Source organism: Sulfurospirillum diekertiae, from assembly GCF_002309535.1.
Classification (GTDB): domain Bacteria; phylum Campylobacterota; class Campylobacteria; order Campylobacterales; family Sulfurospirillaceae; genus Sulfurospirillum; species Sulfurospirillum diekertiae.
The window spans coordinates 1,214,317-1,230,563 of sequence record NZ_CP023275.1; the positions used below are offsets into that span (position 1 = coordinate 1,214,317).

Sequence of the window (16,247 nt, forward strand, 5' to 3'; positions counted from 1 at the left end):
CTAAAAGTTATCTATTTGTGCTCATAAAATTATTATATTTTGCTAAAATTCTTACATGTAACGTGAAAGGATGCGCAAATGCGACGAAAAGAGACCAATCTAACGCATAGTAAATTAGCCAATGATCTGCTCAATTACATCAATAATCATATTGAAACGCAGATCAATATTGACGAGTTGGCGGCTGAGTTTGGGTTGAGCAAATTTCACTTTCACCGCATTTTTAAAGAGCAAACGGGTAGCAACATCTACGAAACGATTCGCTCTGTCAGATTGCAAAAAGCGTCCAATCTACTCATCACAAACAAATACTCAACCATCACGCAAATCGCCAATATGTGTGGGTATAGCTCCCAAACTTCATTTATTCGGGTGTTTAAAGAGCGCTTTTCCCAAACCCCAAAACTGTGGCGCAATGGCGGCTACAAAGCGTACTCCAATGCCATTTTAAGTGGCACATGTAATGCCTTACTCACCCATACCGACTTTTCACATTTGGAAGCCAAAATAGTCAAAACAAAACCCAAAAGTGTTTACTACATCAGGCAAAAAGGTTACAACCGTCAAGCGGTACAAATATGGCAAAAGATGATGGCTTGGGTTTATACCAACGAGATAGAGCAGTACGAGCAGATCGCCATCTACCACGACAATCCCATCATTACACCACTTCACGAATGTTCTTACGTAGCGTGCATTGCGCCCATGGATGACAAAAAATTGAAAAATACGAGCTTACCTATTTTTGAGATGTACGATGGACTTTGCGCAACGTTTGAGGTAGAGGGGCAATACAACGATATGCTTAAACTCATCCAATGGGTTTACCACGAATGGCTTCCTGAGAGCGGATATGAAGCGATCACGATTCCCTCATACACTATCTTTGAAAAGAATCATTTTTTAAGTGATGATGGACTTTTTAAGTGTACGTACTATCTGCCGGTGAAGTATGTTTAGCGTTTACATGTAAAGAGACATCAAGTGATGTCTCTACTTTATTTTTTTCTCTTCCAAAAATTTCAACAACGCTTCTAAAACAACCTTTGGTTTCTCTTCCGGTACAAAATGCCCGCAATTTTCTACCCCAAAGCCTTGCACATCGCAGGCGTATTTTTGCCAGCCTTCTAGTACATTCCAGATATTGCCAACCACGCCATTGGCTCCCCAAAGAACGAGGAGAGGTGTTTTGATGGTAAAAGGTCTGTCGATTTTATCGTGTTCTAGGTCAATGGTATTTGATGCTCTATAATCTTCGCTAATGCCATGCACGGTTGCCGGATTACTGTAATGGCGAATGTACTCTTGCAAGACATCTTCAGGAAAGTTTTTTTGCGCCTCAGGGGTGGCTTTTTTGAGGAGATTGTTGCGGATGAAATACTCAGGATCAGCTCCCAAAAAACGCTCAGGAAAGTCATATGCTTGGATGTAGAAAAACCAGTGCCAGTATTTGGTTGCAAACTCACGATTGGTCTGTTCGTACATATCGAGCGTTGGGAGTATATCCATCATCGAGCAGGTGAGTACCTTTTCAGGATGGTCAAGCATGAGGCGGTGACATACTCGCGCACCTCGATCGTGCCCCACAATATGGAACTTTGAAAAGCCCAATTTTTGCATCACGCTCACTTGGTCTTGTGCCATCACACGTTTAGAGTAGTTAGAGTGATCAGGCAAGCCTTTGGGTTTGGAGCTATCGCCATAGCCTCTAAGGTCAGTGGCAACAACGGTATATTTTTTGGCAAGCTCAGGGGCAATGTCTCGCCAGATGAGGTAACTTTCAGGATGCCCATGCAGCAGTAAAATGACCTCTTCACCCTTACCACCGATGAGGGTGTTGATCTGTACATTATCACCCACGTCGATCATTTTTCGCTCAAACCCTTTGAAATAATCCGTTATAGCCATTGCACCTCTCCGTCATTGTAATATGTGATATTTTATCACATGATGAGAAATTCTGCTTTAAAATTTTTACATGTAACGCTAAAGAGATACTTTTGTGTTTCATTTTAACAATAAAAATGTTGCAATGGTAGAAATGGCAATGCCAACGCACACTTCCGCTGAAAGTGTTGCACCTTCAAAAAAATAAAGGAGTAACGCGATGCTTGCAGGGCTAAGATAGATATACGCCATAACTTTTTTAGGACCAATAAGAACTGTACCTCGTTGGTACAAATATGCCGTGATAAATGTAGCGATTACTGAGAGGTAGAGCAAATAACCTAGGTCTTTTATACTAAGGTTCTGCCATTCTAATGGAATGCTCCACAACACTTTGGCACCTAAAAGCCAAAACGTACCACTTAAAAGTGTCATCAAAACAAGCACGCTCATATCATCCTCTTTTTTGTGGACAATCTTCATAAAGATGGAGTAAAGCGCCATGCTCACAACAGCACCCAAAAAGATGAATTCACCTTGCCCGAGTGAAAAACATAAAAGGAGCTGTATGTCACCTTTGAAAACGACGATGAGTGTACCGACGATACCGCAGATGTAGATAAAGAGTTGCTTTAAAGGGATGCGATCACGAAAGAAAAAGATACATAAAGTTGCGGTAACAAGGGGAACAAGAGTGTAAAGTGTTCCGGTACTTAGCGCATCGGTGTACTCTAATGCCTTGAAAAACAGAAGAAAATAGAGCACATAAAAAAAGCTAATAAGCATAGCCCTTGGAAATGTTGAAAAAATGAGAGCGCGTTTTTTCGCATAAAAAAGAACAAACGGTGCAAGGACAAAAGTTGCAATCGTAAAACGAAGCAAGGTGAGTGAAATAGGGTGAACAATACCTGCAAGTTTTTTGGAGAGGATGAAGGAACCTGCGACCAAAAATGTCGCAAGAAGTACCATCACATGAGCTTTGAATTCGTTTGACATTAAAATCCTTTGATAAATCTAGAACGTTATCGTAGCGGATTTTATGGGGATTGTCATTTACATAGGTTGAGGCTTTTACGAATGCGGCTTAGTTGTGTGGGAGTGATGCCAAGATGACTTGCGATGTGATGTTGCGAAACTCTTTTTTCAATGTCAGGGAATTTTTCGAGAAAGTTTTGATAGCGTATGGTCGCATTGTCAATGATGAGGGAAATCTCATTTTTTTCTTTTTCAATGATCCAATTTTGCTCAAGGTAGCGGATGTAAAAGTTTTTAAAAGCATCGTGCGTATCAATAAGATGACGATAGCCTTCATAATTAATTTCGATGATGGTACTTGGCTCTAATGCCTGAATGCACAAATAGGAATTTTCACCACTTAAAAGCGAAACAACTGAGGCAGAAAAGTAGTTTTCCATAAAGAGATTTTTGGTGTAGATCGTGCTTTGCTCATGAAGATAGTACGTGCGCAACAATCCTTTGCAAATAAAATAGATCGCATGTGCTGGTGTGTAGTTGTCTTGAAGTAACGTCCCTTTTGGTATGCACTTGAGTTTGAGATAGGGTTTAAGGAGTTCGAATGCATCATCACTAATGGGCGAATAACGGTTTAGAATTTCATAAAACTGTTCATAATAGTGTGCCTCATTCCTCATTTAGTCTCCTTTATGAAATAATTCTATCATAATCAATTTTAGGTTACATGTAAAGTGCAAAAGCCTATTTTTCAACCACTGCTTTGGCGTAAGTATGGGTATAATGGTGTTCTAGTTATAGAATTTTTAGGAAAGATATATGGCAGCATTGATCGCTCTTGGTTTGGTATCGGGTCTTTTTTTTAGCTCTACTTTTGTGCTCAATCGTTTGATGAGTTTAGAAGGAGGGCATTGGGTCTGGTCAGCATCACTGCGTTATGTTTTTATGATACTGTTTTTACTCATCGTCATTCGCCTTTTTCAGGGGCGTAAAACAGTTGTAGCGCTTTTGAAACTTTATGTGGAACATTGGCTTTTTTGGACGGTGGCGGGAAGTATCGGCTTTGGGTGTTTTTACGCTCTTTTGTGTTTTAGTGCCGATTATGCACCGGGTTGGGTCATTGCGGCAACTTGGCAGTTGACCATTATCGCTTCTTTGTTTGTTTTGATGTTTTTTGGTAGGGTATTTCCTAAGCGCATTTGGGTCTTTTCAACGATTGTTGTGGTAGGAGTTGGTCTTATCAACACGTCTCATATCACGACCTTTCACTTTGTGGAGTTTGCAAAAGGGGCTTTTCCTGTATTGATTGCGGCGTTTTGCTATCCATTTGGTAATCAGCTTGTTTGGGAGTCCAAACATGGGCATAAACATTTTCCTAAAATTGACTCGCCTTTGTTGGAAAATGCTTTTAATAAAGTCTTGCTTCTCTCTTTAGGTTCGTTGCCTTTTTGGATTGTCTTGGTTCTTTGTATTGATCCACCGATGCCTTCAATGGGGCAAGTGCTCAATACTTCTTTAGTGGCACTTCTTTCAGGTTTAGTGGCGACCACACTTTTTTTACTGGCACGTCATCAGGCGCATACGTCCAGCGAACTTGCCGCTGTCGATGCAACCCAATCCAGTGAGGTGATCTTTGCTCTTTTAGGCGAGATGCTTTTTTTAGGTACAGCGCTACCCAATGCACAAGCATGGCTAGGTATCATTTTAGTTTTTATTGGGCTTGGATTTTTTATCTATTTTCAGGAAAAAGAGTGTGCTATTCACGATTGATTCATAATAATGCGTTACAATACTACAAAATATAGAAGGATTTGAGGAATGAAAACGCTTAAAAAAGCATGTTTGATTTTAGGTTTAGCTTTAGGGGCGTGTGTGTATGCTGAGACTCCTAAGATGGCGTTGCCATTTAACATTACTCCTGAGATGTATGCAACGTTTATGGCTCAAAATTTAGCACCTAGTTTACCGCATACTTTTACGCAAAAAGATCTATCGCTTGTTGTGACTAACGTCCATGCTGAGCAAAATAAAGTCTTTTTTCACTCAAAAACGACTCAGTACAAACAAATTCTTGCCGAGTTAAATAAATACCATACCTTGCCAGATGATTTGAAAAAGCAATGTAAAGACTTTTCCAAAATTGCGATGGTCGATAAAGGGGTTGAATACTATTTAAGCGTTGAAGAAAATGAGAAAAAATTTGTTGTGAAATATGATAAAGAAGCATGTTCTGAAAGCTTCGATCCCGCACAAAAAATCTTCATCGGTGGATACAACCGTTATGGTTATGACATCAACGGTGCGAGCAAAAAAGACAATTTTGCTAAACAATCTTTACATTAACGAACACAATTACGACCCGCATCTTTTGCTTCATAGAGCTTTGCATCGGCTTTGATGTAAAGCTCATCAAGCCTTTTAATTTCAGGGGTATACATCGCTAAACCAATGCTGACAGTGAAATTGAGAATTTTGCCTTCATCATAAGGTATTTCAAGGCTGCTCAGCTCTTTGTTCAAGGTTTCCATCTTAGCTCTAGCTTGCTCTTCGTTTACATGTAAAAGTAAAAAGGCAAACTCTTCACCACCAATACGAGCCATAATGTCTGTGTCGCGCAAACTTTTTAAACAGTGCTTGGCAAGCGCTTTTAATACAGCATCGCCTATAGGGTGTCCTAAGGTATCGTTAATATTCTTAAACTGATCCACATCAAGAACCGCAAAGCAGATAGAACCGTTGTAACGTACAGCGCGTGTAAACTCTTGTTCGGCTACTTCGAGAAAATACCGACGGTTATGGAGACCTGTTAAGGTGTCGGTTTGGGCGAGGTATTGCAGTTCTTTTTCTAATTCAATACGTTGTCCTATCTCTTCTTTGAGATTCATTTGCTCTAAAAAAAGTGCTTTGTGGCTTTTCATAGACTCTTGTTGATAACGTGAACGATGATACTCAACCCAACTACTAATAAATGCAACGGTCATATAAGTAACACTAAAACGCACTTGAAAAGGAATGCTATACGTCGTATGAATTTCGGGGACAATGCCAAACAGTCCAATGATCATGCCTAAAAGCACACAACTGTACAAAAAACCAAGACGATTGCCAAATAAAAATATGGTTCCAATAGGATAAACATATGCCCAAAGAATACGTGAGTTGTCTGTATCGGTAGCATTGAAAATCATATAGAGAATTAAAAAAGCATAAAGTAAGTTGGAAATATGATAGATTAAAGATGTCTCTTTCATCTTAGGAATAAAGACTAACGACCCGATAAGATGTGTGTGAAAAGAGAATCACCAAAAAAGACAATGTAAAATTGTGGATATAAGCATTGTAAGCGCTCGTTCCTAGTGCTACTGGTGCCATCAAAAGGGTAATCCAAACATAATGATTGAGTCTTGAAAGTTCCGTTTTGTCCTGACACGATGATTTGGCAACGATAATATCAACAAAATACTGAATGTTTTTGGCAAGTGTAATCATAATAGTTGTTATTCCTTAAAGTGTACATTCTAAAATGTAGGAAAGAAGGCTCCTTTTTACATGTAAAGCAAAATGAGGGCAATAGAAAAGTTTTATTGCCCTTGATATTGTTTTACGCGTTAGCTTCTTTAAGAGCGGCTTCGACATACAATGCACGAAGTTTTTTAACCATTTCACCAGGTTTTCCGCTACCGATAGGCTTACCATCAATCTCAATGATCGGAAGAAGGAAAACGGTTGCACTTGCCATAAACGCTTCATCGGCATTGAGTGCTTCTTCAATGCTAAAGAGACGCTCTTCGACTTTGATACCATGGGTATGCGTGATTTCCATCAACACTTTACGACGAATACTTGGCAAAATAGAATGTGAAAGTGGACGTGTGATAATCACGCCATTTTTAATGATAAATGCCGCAGAAGAGGTTCCCTCAGTAACAAAACCATCTTCAACCATCCAACCCTCATACGCGCCTTTTTGGTGGACTTCTTCTTTTGCCAACACTTGACCTAAGAGTGAAATAGACTTGATGTCACGTCTTTTCCACCTAATGTCCGCACAACTGACAACCTTCACACCAATTTCTGCAAGAGGATGGTTGATAACCTCTTTTTTAAAGGTAAACGCCATAAACGTTGTTGGGGTATTTTCAGGGAAATAAAATTCACGAGGTGCGACACCACGTGTCACTTGCATATAAATACCGCCTTCAACAAGGTCATTTTTCGCAATCAAAGTATCTAAGATCGTAATAATCTCTGTTTTACAAAAAGGCGCTTTAAGACCAATTTTGCTCATACTTCCTTCAAAACGCTCAAAGAAAGGCGCTTTGTCAATCACTTTGCCATTGATAACAGGTACCACTTCGTAGATACCATCACCAAAAAGATACCCACGATCAAAAATAGATACTTTCGCATCTTCCTCTTTACAAAAATCTCCGTTTAAAAAAACAATACTGCTCATTACAGACTCCAAAAAAAATAATACGATATTGTATCAAAAGGTTTCTTAGCCATCTGTGCAATAAGTAGGCAGAAGTTTCTTTTTTACATGTAAAGCGTTGTAAAAGAAGTTTGGATGATTTTCTATTTTGGTTTTAAAGATCAAAGAGATATTATTTTGACAGACATTGGAGTTTGGGTTGAACTTGGTTTGAAGTAGAGAAATTAAAAGTTTAGCCCTGACCTCTAAACTCACAAATTAAGGCTAAAATATGAAGGGCTTAACAACAGATGGTATTGTGTGTCAAATTATCTCAGCATTAAAGACGTATAAACTTCAACAGTATTGTATTAGTACCATTAATGATTGCCAGGTTGTTTTAAATCATTTAATAAGAAAATACAGTGAGCCTTTAAAACGTGAGAGTAAAAGACCAATGTATTGTTCAAAAAACTTGCAAGAAGGGGTGAAAAAAATCAGGGAACATGTCATCCCTGTTAAAGTAGTTATGGAATATTTATTGAGTCTAAAAATTGATGAGGAAGGATCCATGAAAGATACAATTAAAACATATTTAGATAGCAACCTAATCATTGTGGATTTAACTGATGAAGAGGACAAGAAACTTATTATCGAGTATAAAGACAGTATGCCTAAGGCATATGCTGAGCCAACGAGTGAATATTACCAGGATATCTGGTGCCGTTATAAATTAGCAGGTATATATGACAATATTCAGGAATGTAATAAAATCTAGTTAGGCGAATAAAGAGAAAGATAAATAGGGGTTATGGCTAAACTTTTAACTTTTAGACCCTTTCCTTAGCTTTCATTGTATGGTACTAGTGCTTGCCAAACTTTTACATGTAAGAATTTTTGCATCAAAAAAAGTTAAGAACTAATTTCGACCTTTTTTTTCTAGTGTGTTCATCCATACTTCTTTTAAAAGTGCGACTCCTTCGCGGATTTCTGTTTCGCTCAATCCTCCAAATCCCATGCGGATAGCTTCCCAATCGTTTCCGTAATAATCACTTGCAAGATAGAGTTTTATGCCTTTTTCTAAAGCATTTTGTCTTAAAACATTTAAATTAATCGTGTGCGTGGGGCGCATCAAAATGGCTAGTCCTCCACCTTCGCTGATGATTTCAATCATTGAGCCAAACGTCTTTTGCAAGGTTTCTTTCATCACGTCGTGTTTTTTGCGATTGAGCGTGCGAATTTTGCGCAAGTGCCTTTCCCAATGTCCGCCCGCCATAAAAAGTTCTAAAGTTTTTTGCGTTGAAAGCGACACGGAACAGCGTTGGTGACGGGTAAGAAATAACGTTTTATACTTATCAAGATACCGATGAGGAAGGACTAGATAACTGACACGAAGGGCAGGGGAGAGCGACTTGGAAAAGGTTCCGACATAAATGACTCTATCGTCCTTATCTAAGCCTTGGAGCGAGGGAATCGGGCGATTTTGATACCGCAGTTCGCTGTCGTAATCATCTTCAATGATGATGCCTCCTACTTGTTTTGACCAATTCAGAAGTCGTATGCGGTTACGAATGGGCATGCTGACTCCCGTTGGGTATTGATGCGAGGGCGTGATGTAAACCAGATTTGAAGGCGATGCTTCAAGCTCATCGATGACTAAGCCCTCTTGATCGACATGAATGGGCACCGTGGTATAACCATAATCATTGAAGAGAGAACGGACGATCGGAAAACCCGGATGTTCAATCGCAATATGGCTACATTGTTTTTTTAAAAGCGTCGCTAAAATGTGCATCGAATCGGCAAAACCGCCACAAATAATAACATGCGTGGCATCGCAGTTTACGCCACGTGATTGCATCAAATAGCGTGCTATCTCTTCACGAAGGCCGATTTCACCTTGTCTATCGCCGTACGCTCCAAAATCAAGCTCCTCTCCCATCGCTTTGATAAAAAGCCGCTTCCAGAGTTTTAAGGGAAACGCATCAGGCGTCAGTCTTGCGGGAACAAAATCGTAATGTATCGAAGGCGATGTTTTTGTGTTGAGCATGTAAATTGTTTTGATTGGCGGGTCTTGTTCTAAAGGCATATCGGCAACAAAATACCCACTTTGGGGCGCACTTTCGATATAGCCTTCCGTGTAAAGTTGTTTGTACGCCAACTCAGCCGTGTTTTTACTAATGGAATATTGCGAAGCGACGTTTCTAATTGAGGGGAGTTTGTCGCCATATTTTAGCGTCGTTACAATCTCTTTTTTCATGGCTTCGTAGAGTTGCAAATAGAGCGGCTTATTGCTTTCTTTGTCTAAGACATACATAACTGTCCCCTAAAATTTTTAACAAACTGGCTCTTGTAACCAGTACAGTTTGGGATTATAATACCAAATATTTTATGAAAAAGTATAAGGATTGAAACGATGCGACGAGCAGAATTTGAAGTAAACGACCCAAAACTCTTAGAAGAACTCTTATCCAGCTGTGAATATGGAACGCTGTGTTTGATTGATGGTGATGAGCCTTACAGCGTACCGCTCAATTTTGTATGGCATGATGGGTGCATCTGCTTTCATGGTTCAAAAGAAGGACGTAAGATGGACACAATGGCAAAAAACACAAACGCAAGTTTTAGTGTCGTAAAACCTCTATCTTTAATTCCTTCGTATTTTAGCAATACCCGTTCCGCCTGTCCTGCCACGCAACTGTTTATCTCTGCGCATTTTTCAGGTCATGTGGAAAGTATAGACGATGCGCAACAAAAGTGCGATGTTCTGAATGCGCTCATGCAAAAATTGCAACCAGAGGGAAAATACGATGTGATTGAAGTCGAAAATCCCATGTATAAAAAAGCCATAGAGACAATAGGCATTGTTCAATTAAATCCAAAATCTATCTCATTAAAAATCAAAGCAGGGCAAAATTTGAATGCGGAACGCAAGGCGTTGTTGATAGAAAAATTGCGTGAACGTGGAGAAGCTCTTGATATACTGAGTATTGAGCTTATAGGACAGATGAGTTAAAAAGAGGCTTTACATGTAAAGCCTCTTTGGTTATTTAGGCGTTTGCTTCTTTGAGCGCTGCTTCAACGTAAAGCACGAGAGAAAAGTGGTCGGAGCTAAACTTTTAATTTTTATCCATACATGAAAAAAGTAGCTTGTCCCCTTTACCAACAAAACTGATGGATTACGTGGCACGAAAATAAAGTGATTAAAGCCCTAAAATAGGGCTTTAACTTATGTTCTAAATTTATTGAGGATGGCGTTGAGTTGTGCGGTGAGTTCATTGAGGTGCTCACTCGCCCCTGCGATTTCTTCCACACTTCTAGTATTTTGCGTTGCTAACGTATTGATTTCTTCGATTTTGGAAACGATGGTATCGATTTTTTCACCTGTTTGGATGTAGTCATTGACCGTTTTTTCATTGAGTTTGGTTGCAACATTCATCATAGAAACAGTGTTATCCAGTTTGCTTTCCACATCCCCCGCGAGCGCGTTTAATTCTTGGATTTGTGTTGAATTAACATTCATTCTCTCTGAGCTGTCCGTGATAGCTTGAACAATGACATTAATGGTTGCGTTGATTTCAACCAAACTTTTTTGGGTGCGCTCTGCTAAGGTGCGTACTTCATCGGCAACGACTGCAAAGCCTCTTCCATGCTCTCCTGCACGTGCGGCTTCGATGGCAGCATTGAGTGCTAGAAGGTTTGTTTGATCAGCAATATCGCTGATGACGGTAAGAACATTTTTAACTTGGTCGGCATCAGAGCTAAGTTGTTGGATTTTTTGTGCAAGTTCTTGCTCTGTTTGCGCGCTCTCTTGAACACGCTGTCCCAGTTTTTGAAGGAACTTACGAGCACTTTGGAGTTCATTATTTGCCTTAACAATCTCTTCTTTTGAAGCTTTTGCTTCATTGACGGAAGAGACAATTTCTTGTTTGGTCTCGCTTGACATGTGTGTGGCTTGAGAAATGATGATTGAAGAGTCTTCCACGCGTTTGCCCACTTGCATGGTTGTCGCTGAGAGCTCATGCGCAATCGATGCATTTTCAGAACTGGTGTCTTTTGCTAATTTGATAGTTGAGTGAACTTTATCGATAAATTGGTTAATCTCATGGGAAGCATCACCAATTTCATCTTGATTTTTAATAGCTAATTTTTTGGTTAAATCACCATCACCCGTTGCCAAATCATGGGCAGTTTCTTTAAGGCTTAAAAGAGGTTTGGCAATAATACTGGTAGTAAGAAAATAGATTGCAATAATAGCCAGTAAAGCAACGATAAAACCAACGACAATTTGTAATAAAGCATTATTATAAAGTCGATCTGTCATATTTTTATCAAGCACCAAAGCTTTCGCCAATATAATTTCCCGTGGTACTTGAATCAGAACCGCCCAGGGTTTACCCGTCTGTCCAAGTTGGATGGGAGCAACCGCTTCTATCATACCACTATCATCGTTGATACGAACTAACGCTTTACCTGCTTGAATAGCTTCATAAATCTTTTCCCACCCTTTAGGCATCACTTGTTTAAAATGACCCCCGATCATAGCAGGATTCTCGCTTTGGGCTACCAACAGACCATTGTCTGCAATGATGGACACCTGTCCATGAGCTTCAAACAATTCTTTATCAACTTTTTCGGCAATTTTCTGAACAAAATCTAAGTTATAATCCGCCCCTGCAACGCCATAGAATTTACCATTGACGTTAATAGGCACAGACATAGTAGCGAGGAATACTTGCTTACCTTGTACGATATAAGGTAATGGTCCAAGCACACTTTCTTTATTCTGCTCACGTGGGGTAATATACCAGTCTCCTTTAAGAACACCGTTAGGATGCTTGTCGTAGGTGTCGTACTCAACTAAAGGTTGAACGGCAATTTTGCCTTTATCATCACGCGTCCAATAGGGGGTAAAGCGTCCGGTAGTTGGATTGTTACCGTCTTTGTCTACACGGGAGTTCTCATCAAGCCCATCGATTGCATTTGGCTCCCAACAGGAGTAGGTACCATTAAAGCTTGTGTTACTTTTCAATACATTGAGAAGCACAGCATTGAGCTGATCGCGGCCAATGTCCAGAGTGCCTTTACCATCTTTATGTTTAAGTTTACTCACTTCAAAGGTGTTAGCCATGGTACGCGCAGCATCCAAAGCCAACGCTAATTCGGACTGAATGGTACCACTTTGCTCGCCGGCTAAATTTTGCAGTCTCTCCATATTGAGCTCAGTCAATAAAGAAGAAACCTCCTTGGAAACGACATCTTGTGTTCTCGTGGATGAAAACAACCCGTAACCCACCAATAGAATAACTGCTGAAACCAAGCAAAGCCCAGCTATCAAAACAATTTTAGTTTGAATTGATTTAAATATCATCGTACACCCCCTTTTTTTATTTAATTTTATATAAAAATATGCAATTAGTTAAACTATTTAGATAAAAATTGATTCAAAGTCAATTTGCTATATAGATATTGTGCTTTTTGTTGCCACCTTTTGTATGGATATGTTTGGTTTATGAAATTAGCTAAGAATAAAAGTTGAAAGTTTGACCTCCTAAAATTTAAATGATACGCTACATAATGATTGAGTCTAAAAATTTCCTCTTCATTCTGTGAAAGTGACTTAGCAACAATGAGATCAACAAAATGTTGAATTTTTTTAGCCAATAAAATCATGTCGACTCCTTTTGTTTAATTCTACATCATGTGTGTTACAAAGGCGTTGTAAGGAGAAAAGATAAAGCACAAAAATTACTAGATGGAACATTATGCGTCAGTGAGGAAAAAGAGGGGACAGGCTACTTTAATAGAACTAGACAATAAATCTTTTACATGTAAAGAAAAAGTAGCCTACTCCTTTTGTCCCTAATTTATATAACAAGGAAATTCATGTCAAAAGTAACATTGAAAGGTTTTATTTTAGTTCCTGAGGCGGAACTTAAATTTGTAAAAAGTGAATTGGTTAATCATAAACGTCTTACGCTCGAAGAGCCGGGTTGTCTTACATTCAGCGTTACTGAAAATTTTGAAAACCCGCTTCGCTTTGATGTTTATGAAGAGTTCACAGATAAGGTTGCTTTTGAGCATCATCAGAAAAGAGTAAAAGCATCTCATTGGGGTAAAGTGACAGGAAACGTTGAGCGCCACTATCAAATCTTTGAGGAAACTAGGACTCAGGGCTAAACTTTAAACTTTTTGAGGAAAAAAGTGATAATTTACTTTGATCAAATTAGAAAAATTCAATTTTTACATGTAAAGATTTGAAAAAGCAGTTTGGTTCATTCTGTATTTTTATAACATATAAACACGAAACAGTAAAATAAGTCTATAGCTTACATTTATTTCATTAAGAGAATTATAAGTTACTATAGGATAAATTTTTCAAAATTAATTTTATAGTTAAGCTAGCCACGTGAAAAGTCGCTTGGCTTTGAGTAAAACATTTGGAGGAATAAATGAGTGAAACATTGAACAAAGAATTGGTCTTAATTGAAGCGAATGCGGTTGCCTACTTAACTGCGTTCAATCGCGAAGACGTTGCAGGTGTGTTAGCAACATACGCTGATGACGGTGTACTAATGGCTCCTGGTAGATCTGCGGTAGTGGGCAAAGATGCACTTGCCATAATCTATCCTGAAGTCTTCGAGCAAGTAGACTTTGCCATGAGCTATGAAATAAAAGAGGTTGTACAAATAAGCGACGACTGGGCGTTCGTTCGAAGTGCTACCAAAGGTACTGAAACCAACAAGGCGACCAGTGTCGTCATATCTTCAGAGTATCAAGAGCTGTTTTTATTACGTAAATCAGCTACTGGAGCGTGGCAGACTGCACGATACAGCACGTCCAAGATCAGTCCTATGATCTAAATAGCTAAGATAAAGTGGAGCGTAGTTTAATGGAATTGGCTAATAAACCTTTACATGTAAAGTGTAAAAGTAGCCTCGTTCCTCTATCTCCACATTCTGCTACCCTCGTAACTCAACCCCCAAAAAGATAGCAACAACTCCTAAGACAATATTAAGAGGCAATAAAACATTGGGGAGCAATCGCACCTGTTCTTTGGCACTTGCAAAATCACCCCGATCAAAAAGCGTTTGTGCATGTGTGCGTTTGATGTACATATAGACATAATTGAGCGTCATAATTGTCCAAAGACTCTCTTTTATATGAACCACCACTCCTGATAAGCCTGTGCCTTTAAGAATGATAAACCCGCAAAGAACAATCAAGACAATAAAAGGCATGACAAGGTTAAACAACCGACCTACGATGTGTAATGTTTTGCCAAGCTTTATTTTTGGCTCTTCAATACTTTGAATTACAGGATGAACAGCAAATTTAATCGCAATCATACCGCCGACCCAAATCACGGCTGAGATGATATGTAAAAATAGGATGATCGTTTTGTAATGCTCAAAAAGTGCCTGCATCTTTTCTCCTTTTCCATATTATATAGCGATTGATTATACCCCACTCTTCACCTTTGAACATTGACATTTTACATGTAAATATTTCGCTTTATATTTTTTATTTTTTTCAAAAGTATTTTTCTACGGAACACTATATGCAAAAGTGTGTGGTGAAATAAAAACTCACAAAGGAGAACAAAATGGCTGAACTCAGACAAATTGCTTTTTATGGCAAAGGCGGAATTGGTAAATCTACCACTTCACAAAATACACTCGCGGCAATGGCGCACTACTTCGGTAAAAAAATTCTTATCGTTGGATGTGATCCTAAGGCAGACTCTACACGACTTATTTTGCATGAAAAAGCACAATGCACTATTATGCAACTAGCAAGTGAGGCAGGTACTGTTGAAGACCTAGAGCTTGAAGATGTATGTAAACCAGGTGCTGCTGAGTTTGATCCAGATAACACAGATATTACAGAAGGTTTTATCATGTGTGCAGAATCAGGTGGACCAGAGCCAGGCGTTGGTTGTGCAGGTCGTGGTGTTATTACAGCGATTAACTTCCTTGAGGAAGAGGGTGCTTATGACCAAGATTTAGATTTCGTCTCTTACGACGTTCTTGGTGACGTTGTTTGTGGTGGATTTGCGATGCCAATTCGTGAAGGTAAAGCACAAGAGATCTACATCGTTATGTCAGGCGAAATGATGGCAATGTATGCGGCAAACAACATCTCTAAAGGTATTTTGAAATACGCAAACACTGGTGGTGTACGTCTAGCAGGTCTTATCTGTAATGCACGTATGACAGACCGTGAATACGATCTTGCAAAACATCTTGCAGAGCAAATCGGAACGCACTTGATTCACTTCGTACCAAGAAGTAACCACGTACAACGTGCTGAGCTTCGTCGTATGACCGTTGTTGAGTTTGCTGATAAAACAGACCAAGCATTTGAGTACAAAGAACTTGCAAGAAAAATCATTGCTAATGATCTTAAAGTGATCCCTAAACCACTTGAGATGGATGATCTTGAAGCATTGTTAATGGAATTTGGTTTGGAAGAAGAAGTCGAAGCAGACGCTATCGGTAAAAAAGCAACAGCGTAATAACCGAAGAAAACTTTAGCGCCCCAGTGGCAAATGTAGTCAAAAGAGCTTTGCCCTTTTGACGTTATAAAAAAATAAAAAGAGGAGCACACCATGTTTATATGCGGATACCACTTCCCAGCATCTTTGGGAAATAAAATTAGTCATGAGCAAGTCGTAGAGAGAGTCACAGCAGAAGTTGGCGATCTTTCAGATGTTAGTTACGCAGTCCTTACCAGTGAAAACCGTGATGGTATCAAACAAGAAGACCTACGTGTTGAAAAAGGTTCATTCCTTTTCACAGCATTGGCTGATTACTATAAAAAATCAGACATTGAAGGCGAATATAAAATGATTTTTTATACCAACAAGTATCAAATGAGTGAAGTTTCTAAAGCAGTCGATGGTGGTAAAACAGCAGACGTTTGTAAAAAACTTGACGATATGCTTCTCTACAGGGTCAAAGTCGCGTAAGCG

19 protein-coding genes are annotated in these 16,247 nt (G+C 39.2%); 9 read left to right on the forward strand and 10 right to left on the reverse strand.

Going from position 1 to position 16,247, the window contains the following annotated elements; all coding sequences use genetic code 11:
* The first annotated feature begins 78 nt into the window (after window positions 1–78).
* A complete protein-coding gene (locus SJPD1_RS06285; RefSeq protein WP_096046458.1) occupies window positions 79–960 on the forward strand; it encodes an AraC family transcriptional regulator in 882 nt (293 codons plus the stop codon).
* A gap of 33 nt (window positions 961–993) precedes the next feature.
* Here SJPD1_RS06285 and SJPD1_RS06290 read toward each other — a convergent pair whose 3' ends face one another.
* The 3 genes from SJPD1_RS06290 to SJPD1_RS06300 form a co-directional block, all read right to left on the reverse strand.
* Window positions 994–1,908: an alpha/beta fold hydrolase gene (locus tag SJPD1_RS06290; protein WP_096046459.1), complete on the reverse strand. Its 915-nt coding sequence runs from the start codon at window positions 1,906–1,908 to the stop codon at window positions 994–996.
* 99 nt (window positions 1,909–2,007) lie between these two features.
* Window positions 2,008–2,883 carry a DMT family transporter gene (locus SJPD1_RS06295; protein WP_096046460.1) on the reverse strand — a complete coding sequence of 292 codons (876 nt, stop codon included), beginning with the start codon at window positions 2,881–2,883 and terminating at the stop codon, window positions 2,008–2,010.
* A gap of 53 nt (window positions 2,884–2,936) precedes the next feature.
* Window positions 2,937–3,539, reverse strand: a complete 603-nt coding sequence (locus SJPD1_RS06300) for a Crp/Fnr family transcriptional regulator (protein ID WP_168171338.1) — start codon at window positions 3,537–3,539, stop codon at window positions 2,937–2,939.
* Window positions 3,540–3,678: 139 nt separating this feature from the next.
* Here SJPD1_RS06300 and SJPD1_RS06305 point away from each other — a divergent pair, with 139 nt between their 5' ends.
* Both SJPD1_RS06305 and SJPD1_RS06310 read left to right on the forward strand, forming a co-directional pair.
* Complete coding sequence (locus SJPD1_RS06305) at window positions 3,679–4,629, forward strand: DMT family transporter (RefSeq protein WP_096046461.1); 951 nt, start codon at window positions 3,679–3,681, stop codon at window positions 4,627–4,629.
* A gap of 48 nt (window positions 4,630–4,677) precedes the next feature.
* Window positions 4,678–5,202 carry a hypothetical protein gene (locus SJPD1_RS06310; RefSeq protein WP_096046462.1) on the forward strand — a complete coding sequence of 175 codons (525 nt, stop codon included), beginning with the start codon at window positions 4,678–4,680 and terminating at the stop codon, window positions 5,200–5,202.
* Here the strand turns inward: SJPD1_RS06310 and SJPD1_RS06315 are convergent.
* From SJPD1_RS06315 to SJPD1_RS14435, 4 genes are all read right to left on the reverse strand, one after another.
* Window positions 5,199–6,110, reverse strand: a complete 912-nt coding sequence (locus tag SJPD1_RS06315) for a GGDEF domain-containing protein (RefSeq protein ID WP_226372261.1) — start codon at window positions 6,108–6,110, stop codon at window positions 5,199–5,201. The genes SJPD1_RS06310 and SJPD1_RS06315 overlap by 4 nt on opposite strands.
* A 1-nt stretch (window position 6,111) precedes the next feature.
* Window positions 6,112–6,348 (reverse strand): hypothetical protein, encoded by a 237-nt coding sequence (locus tag SJPD1_RS14700; protein ID WP_226372262.1) that lies wholly within the window; start codon window positions 6,346–6,348, stop codon window positions 6,112–6,114.
* Window positions 6,349–6,460: 112 nt separating this feature from the next.
* Complete coding sequence (locus SJPD1_RS06320; RefSeq protein ID WP_096046463.1) at window positions 6,461–7,315, reverse strand: D-amino acid aminotransferase; 855 nt, start codon at window positions 7,313–7,315, stop codon at window positions 6,461–6,463.
* A 45-nt stretch (window positions 7,316–7,360) separates the two neighbouring features.
* Window positions 7,361–7,549 (reverse strand): hypothetical protein, encoded by a 189-nt coding sequence (locus tag SJPD1_RS14435; RefSeq protein WP_138070105.1) that lies wholly within the window; start codon window positions 7,547–7,549, stop codon window positions 7,361–7,363.
* A gap of 16 nt (window positions 7,550–7,565) precedes the next feature.
* Between SJPD1_RS14435 and SJPD1_RS06325 the strand changes: the two genes are divergently transcribed.
* A complete protein-coding gene (locus SJPD1_RS06325) occupies window positions 7,566–8,051 on the forward strand; it encodes an adenine nucleotide alpha hydrolase family protein (protein ID WP_096046464.1) in 486 nt (161 codons plus the stop codon).
* A 141-nt stretch (window positions 8,052–8,192) separates the two neighbouring features.
* On the opposite strand, the gene pdxR is transcribed toward SJPD1_RS06325, so the two are convergent.
* Window positions 8,193–9,590 carry a MocR-like pyridoxine biosynthesis transcription factor PdxR gene (gene pdxR / locus SJPD1_RS06330; RefSeq protein ID WP_096046465.1) on the reverse strand — a complete coding sequence of 466 codons (1,398 nt, stop codon included), beginning with the start codon at window positions 9,588–9,590 and terminating at the stop codon, window positions 8,193–8,195.
* A gap of 99 nt (window positions 9,591–9,689) precedes the next feature.
* Between pdxR and SJPD1_RS06335 the strand changes: the two genes are divergently transcribed.
* Window positions 9,690–10,289 carry a pyridoxamine 5'-phosphate oxidase family protein gene (locus SJPD1_RS06335; RefSeq protein ID WP_096046466.1) on the forward strand — a complete coding sequence of 200 codons (600 nt, stop codon included), beginning with the start codon at window positions 9,690–9,692 and terminating at the stop codon, window positions 10,287–10,289.
* 213 nt (window positions 10,290–10,502) lie between these two features.
* Here the strand turns inward: SJPD1_RS06335 and SJPD1_RS06340 are convergent, their stop codons facing one another.
* On the reverse strand, window positions 10,503–12,644 hold the full coding sequence (locus tag SJPD1_RS06340) for a methyl-accepting chemotaxis protein (protein WP_096046467.1): 2,142 nt from the start codon (window positions 12,642–12,644) through the stop codon (window positions 10,503–10,505).
* A 515-nt stretch (window positions 12,645–13,159) separates the two neighbouring features.
* Here SJPD1_RS06340 and SJPD1_RS06350 point away from each other — a divergent pair.
* Together SJPD1_RS06350 and SJPD1_RS06355 are read left to right on the forward strand one after the other, a co-directional pair.
* The gene (locus SJPD1_RS06350) at window positions 13,160–13,453 is read left to right on the forward strand and encodes a putative quinol monooxygenase (RefSeq protein WP_096046469.1); all 294 of its coding nucleotides are present in this window, start codon (window positions 13,160–13,162) and stop codon (window positions 13,451–13,453) included.
* A gap of 272 nt (window positions 13,454–13,725) precedes the next feature.
* Complete coding sequence (locus tag SJPD1_RS06355) at window positions 13,726–14,136, forward strand: YybH family protein (RefSeq protein WP_096046470.1); 411 nt, start codon at window positions 13,726–13,728, stop codon at window positions 14,134–14,136.
* A gap of 99 nt (window positions 14,137–14,235) precedes the next feature.
* On the opposite strand, the gene SJPD1_RS06360 is transcribed toward SJPD1_RS06355, so the two are convergent.
* Window positions 14,236–14,700 carry a hypothetical protein gene (locus SJPD1_RS06360; RefSeq protein WP_096046471.1) on the reverse strand — a complete coding sequence of 155 codons (465 nt, stop codon included), beginning with the start codon at window positions 14,698–14,700 and terminating at the stop codon, window positions 14,236–14,238.
* 179 nt (window positions 14,701–14,879) lie between these two features.
* Here SJPD1_RS06360 and nifH point away from each other — a divergent pair, with 179 nt between their 5' ends.
* Window positions 14,880–15,791: a nitrogenase iron protein gene (nifH, locus tag SJPD1_RS06365; RefSeq protein ID WP_087438453.1), complete on the forward strand. Its 912-nt coding sequence runs from the start codon at window positions 14,880–14,882 to the stop codon at window positions 15,789–15,791.
* Between the two features lie 93 nt (window positions 15,792–15,884).
* Window positions 15,885–16,244 carry a hypothetical protein gene (locus SJPD1_RS06370; protein WP_096046472.1) on the forward strand — a complete coding sequence of 120 codons (360 nt, stop codon included), beginning with the start codon at window positions 15,885–15,887 and terminating at the stop codon, window positions 16,242–16,244.
* Window positions 16,245–16,247: the final 3 nt, after the last annotated feature.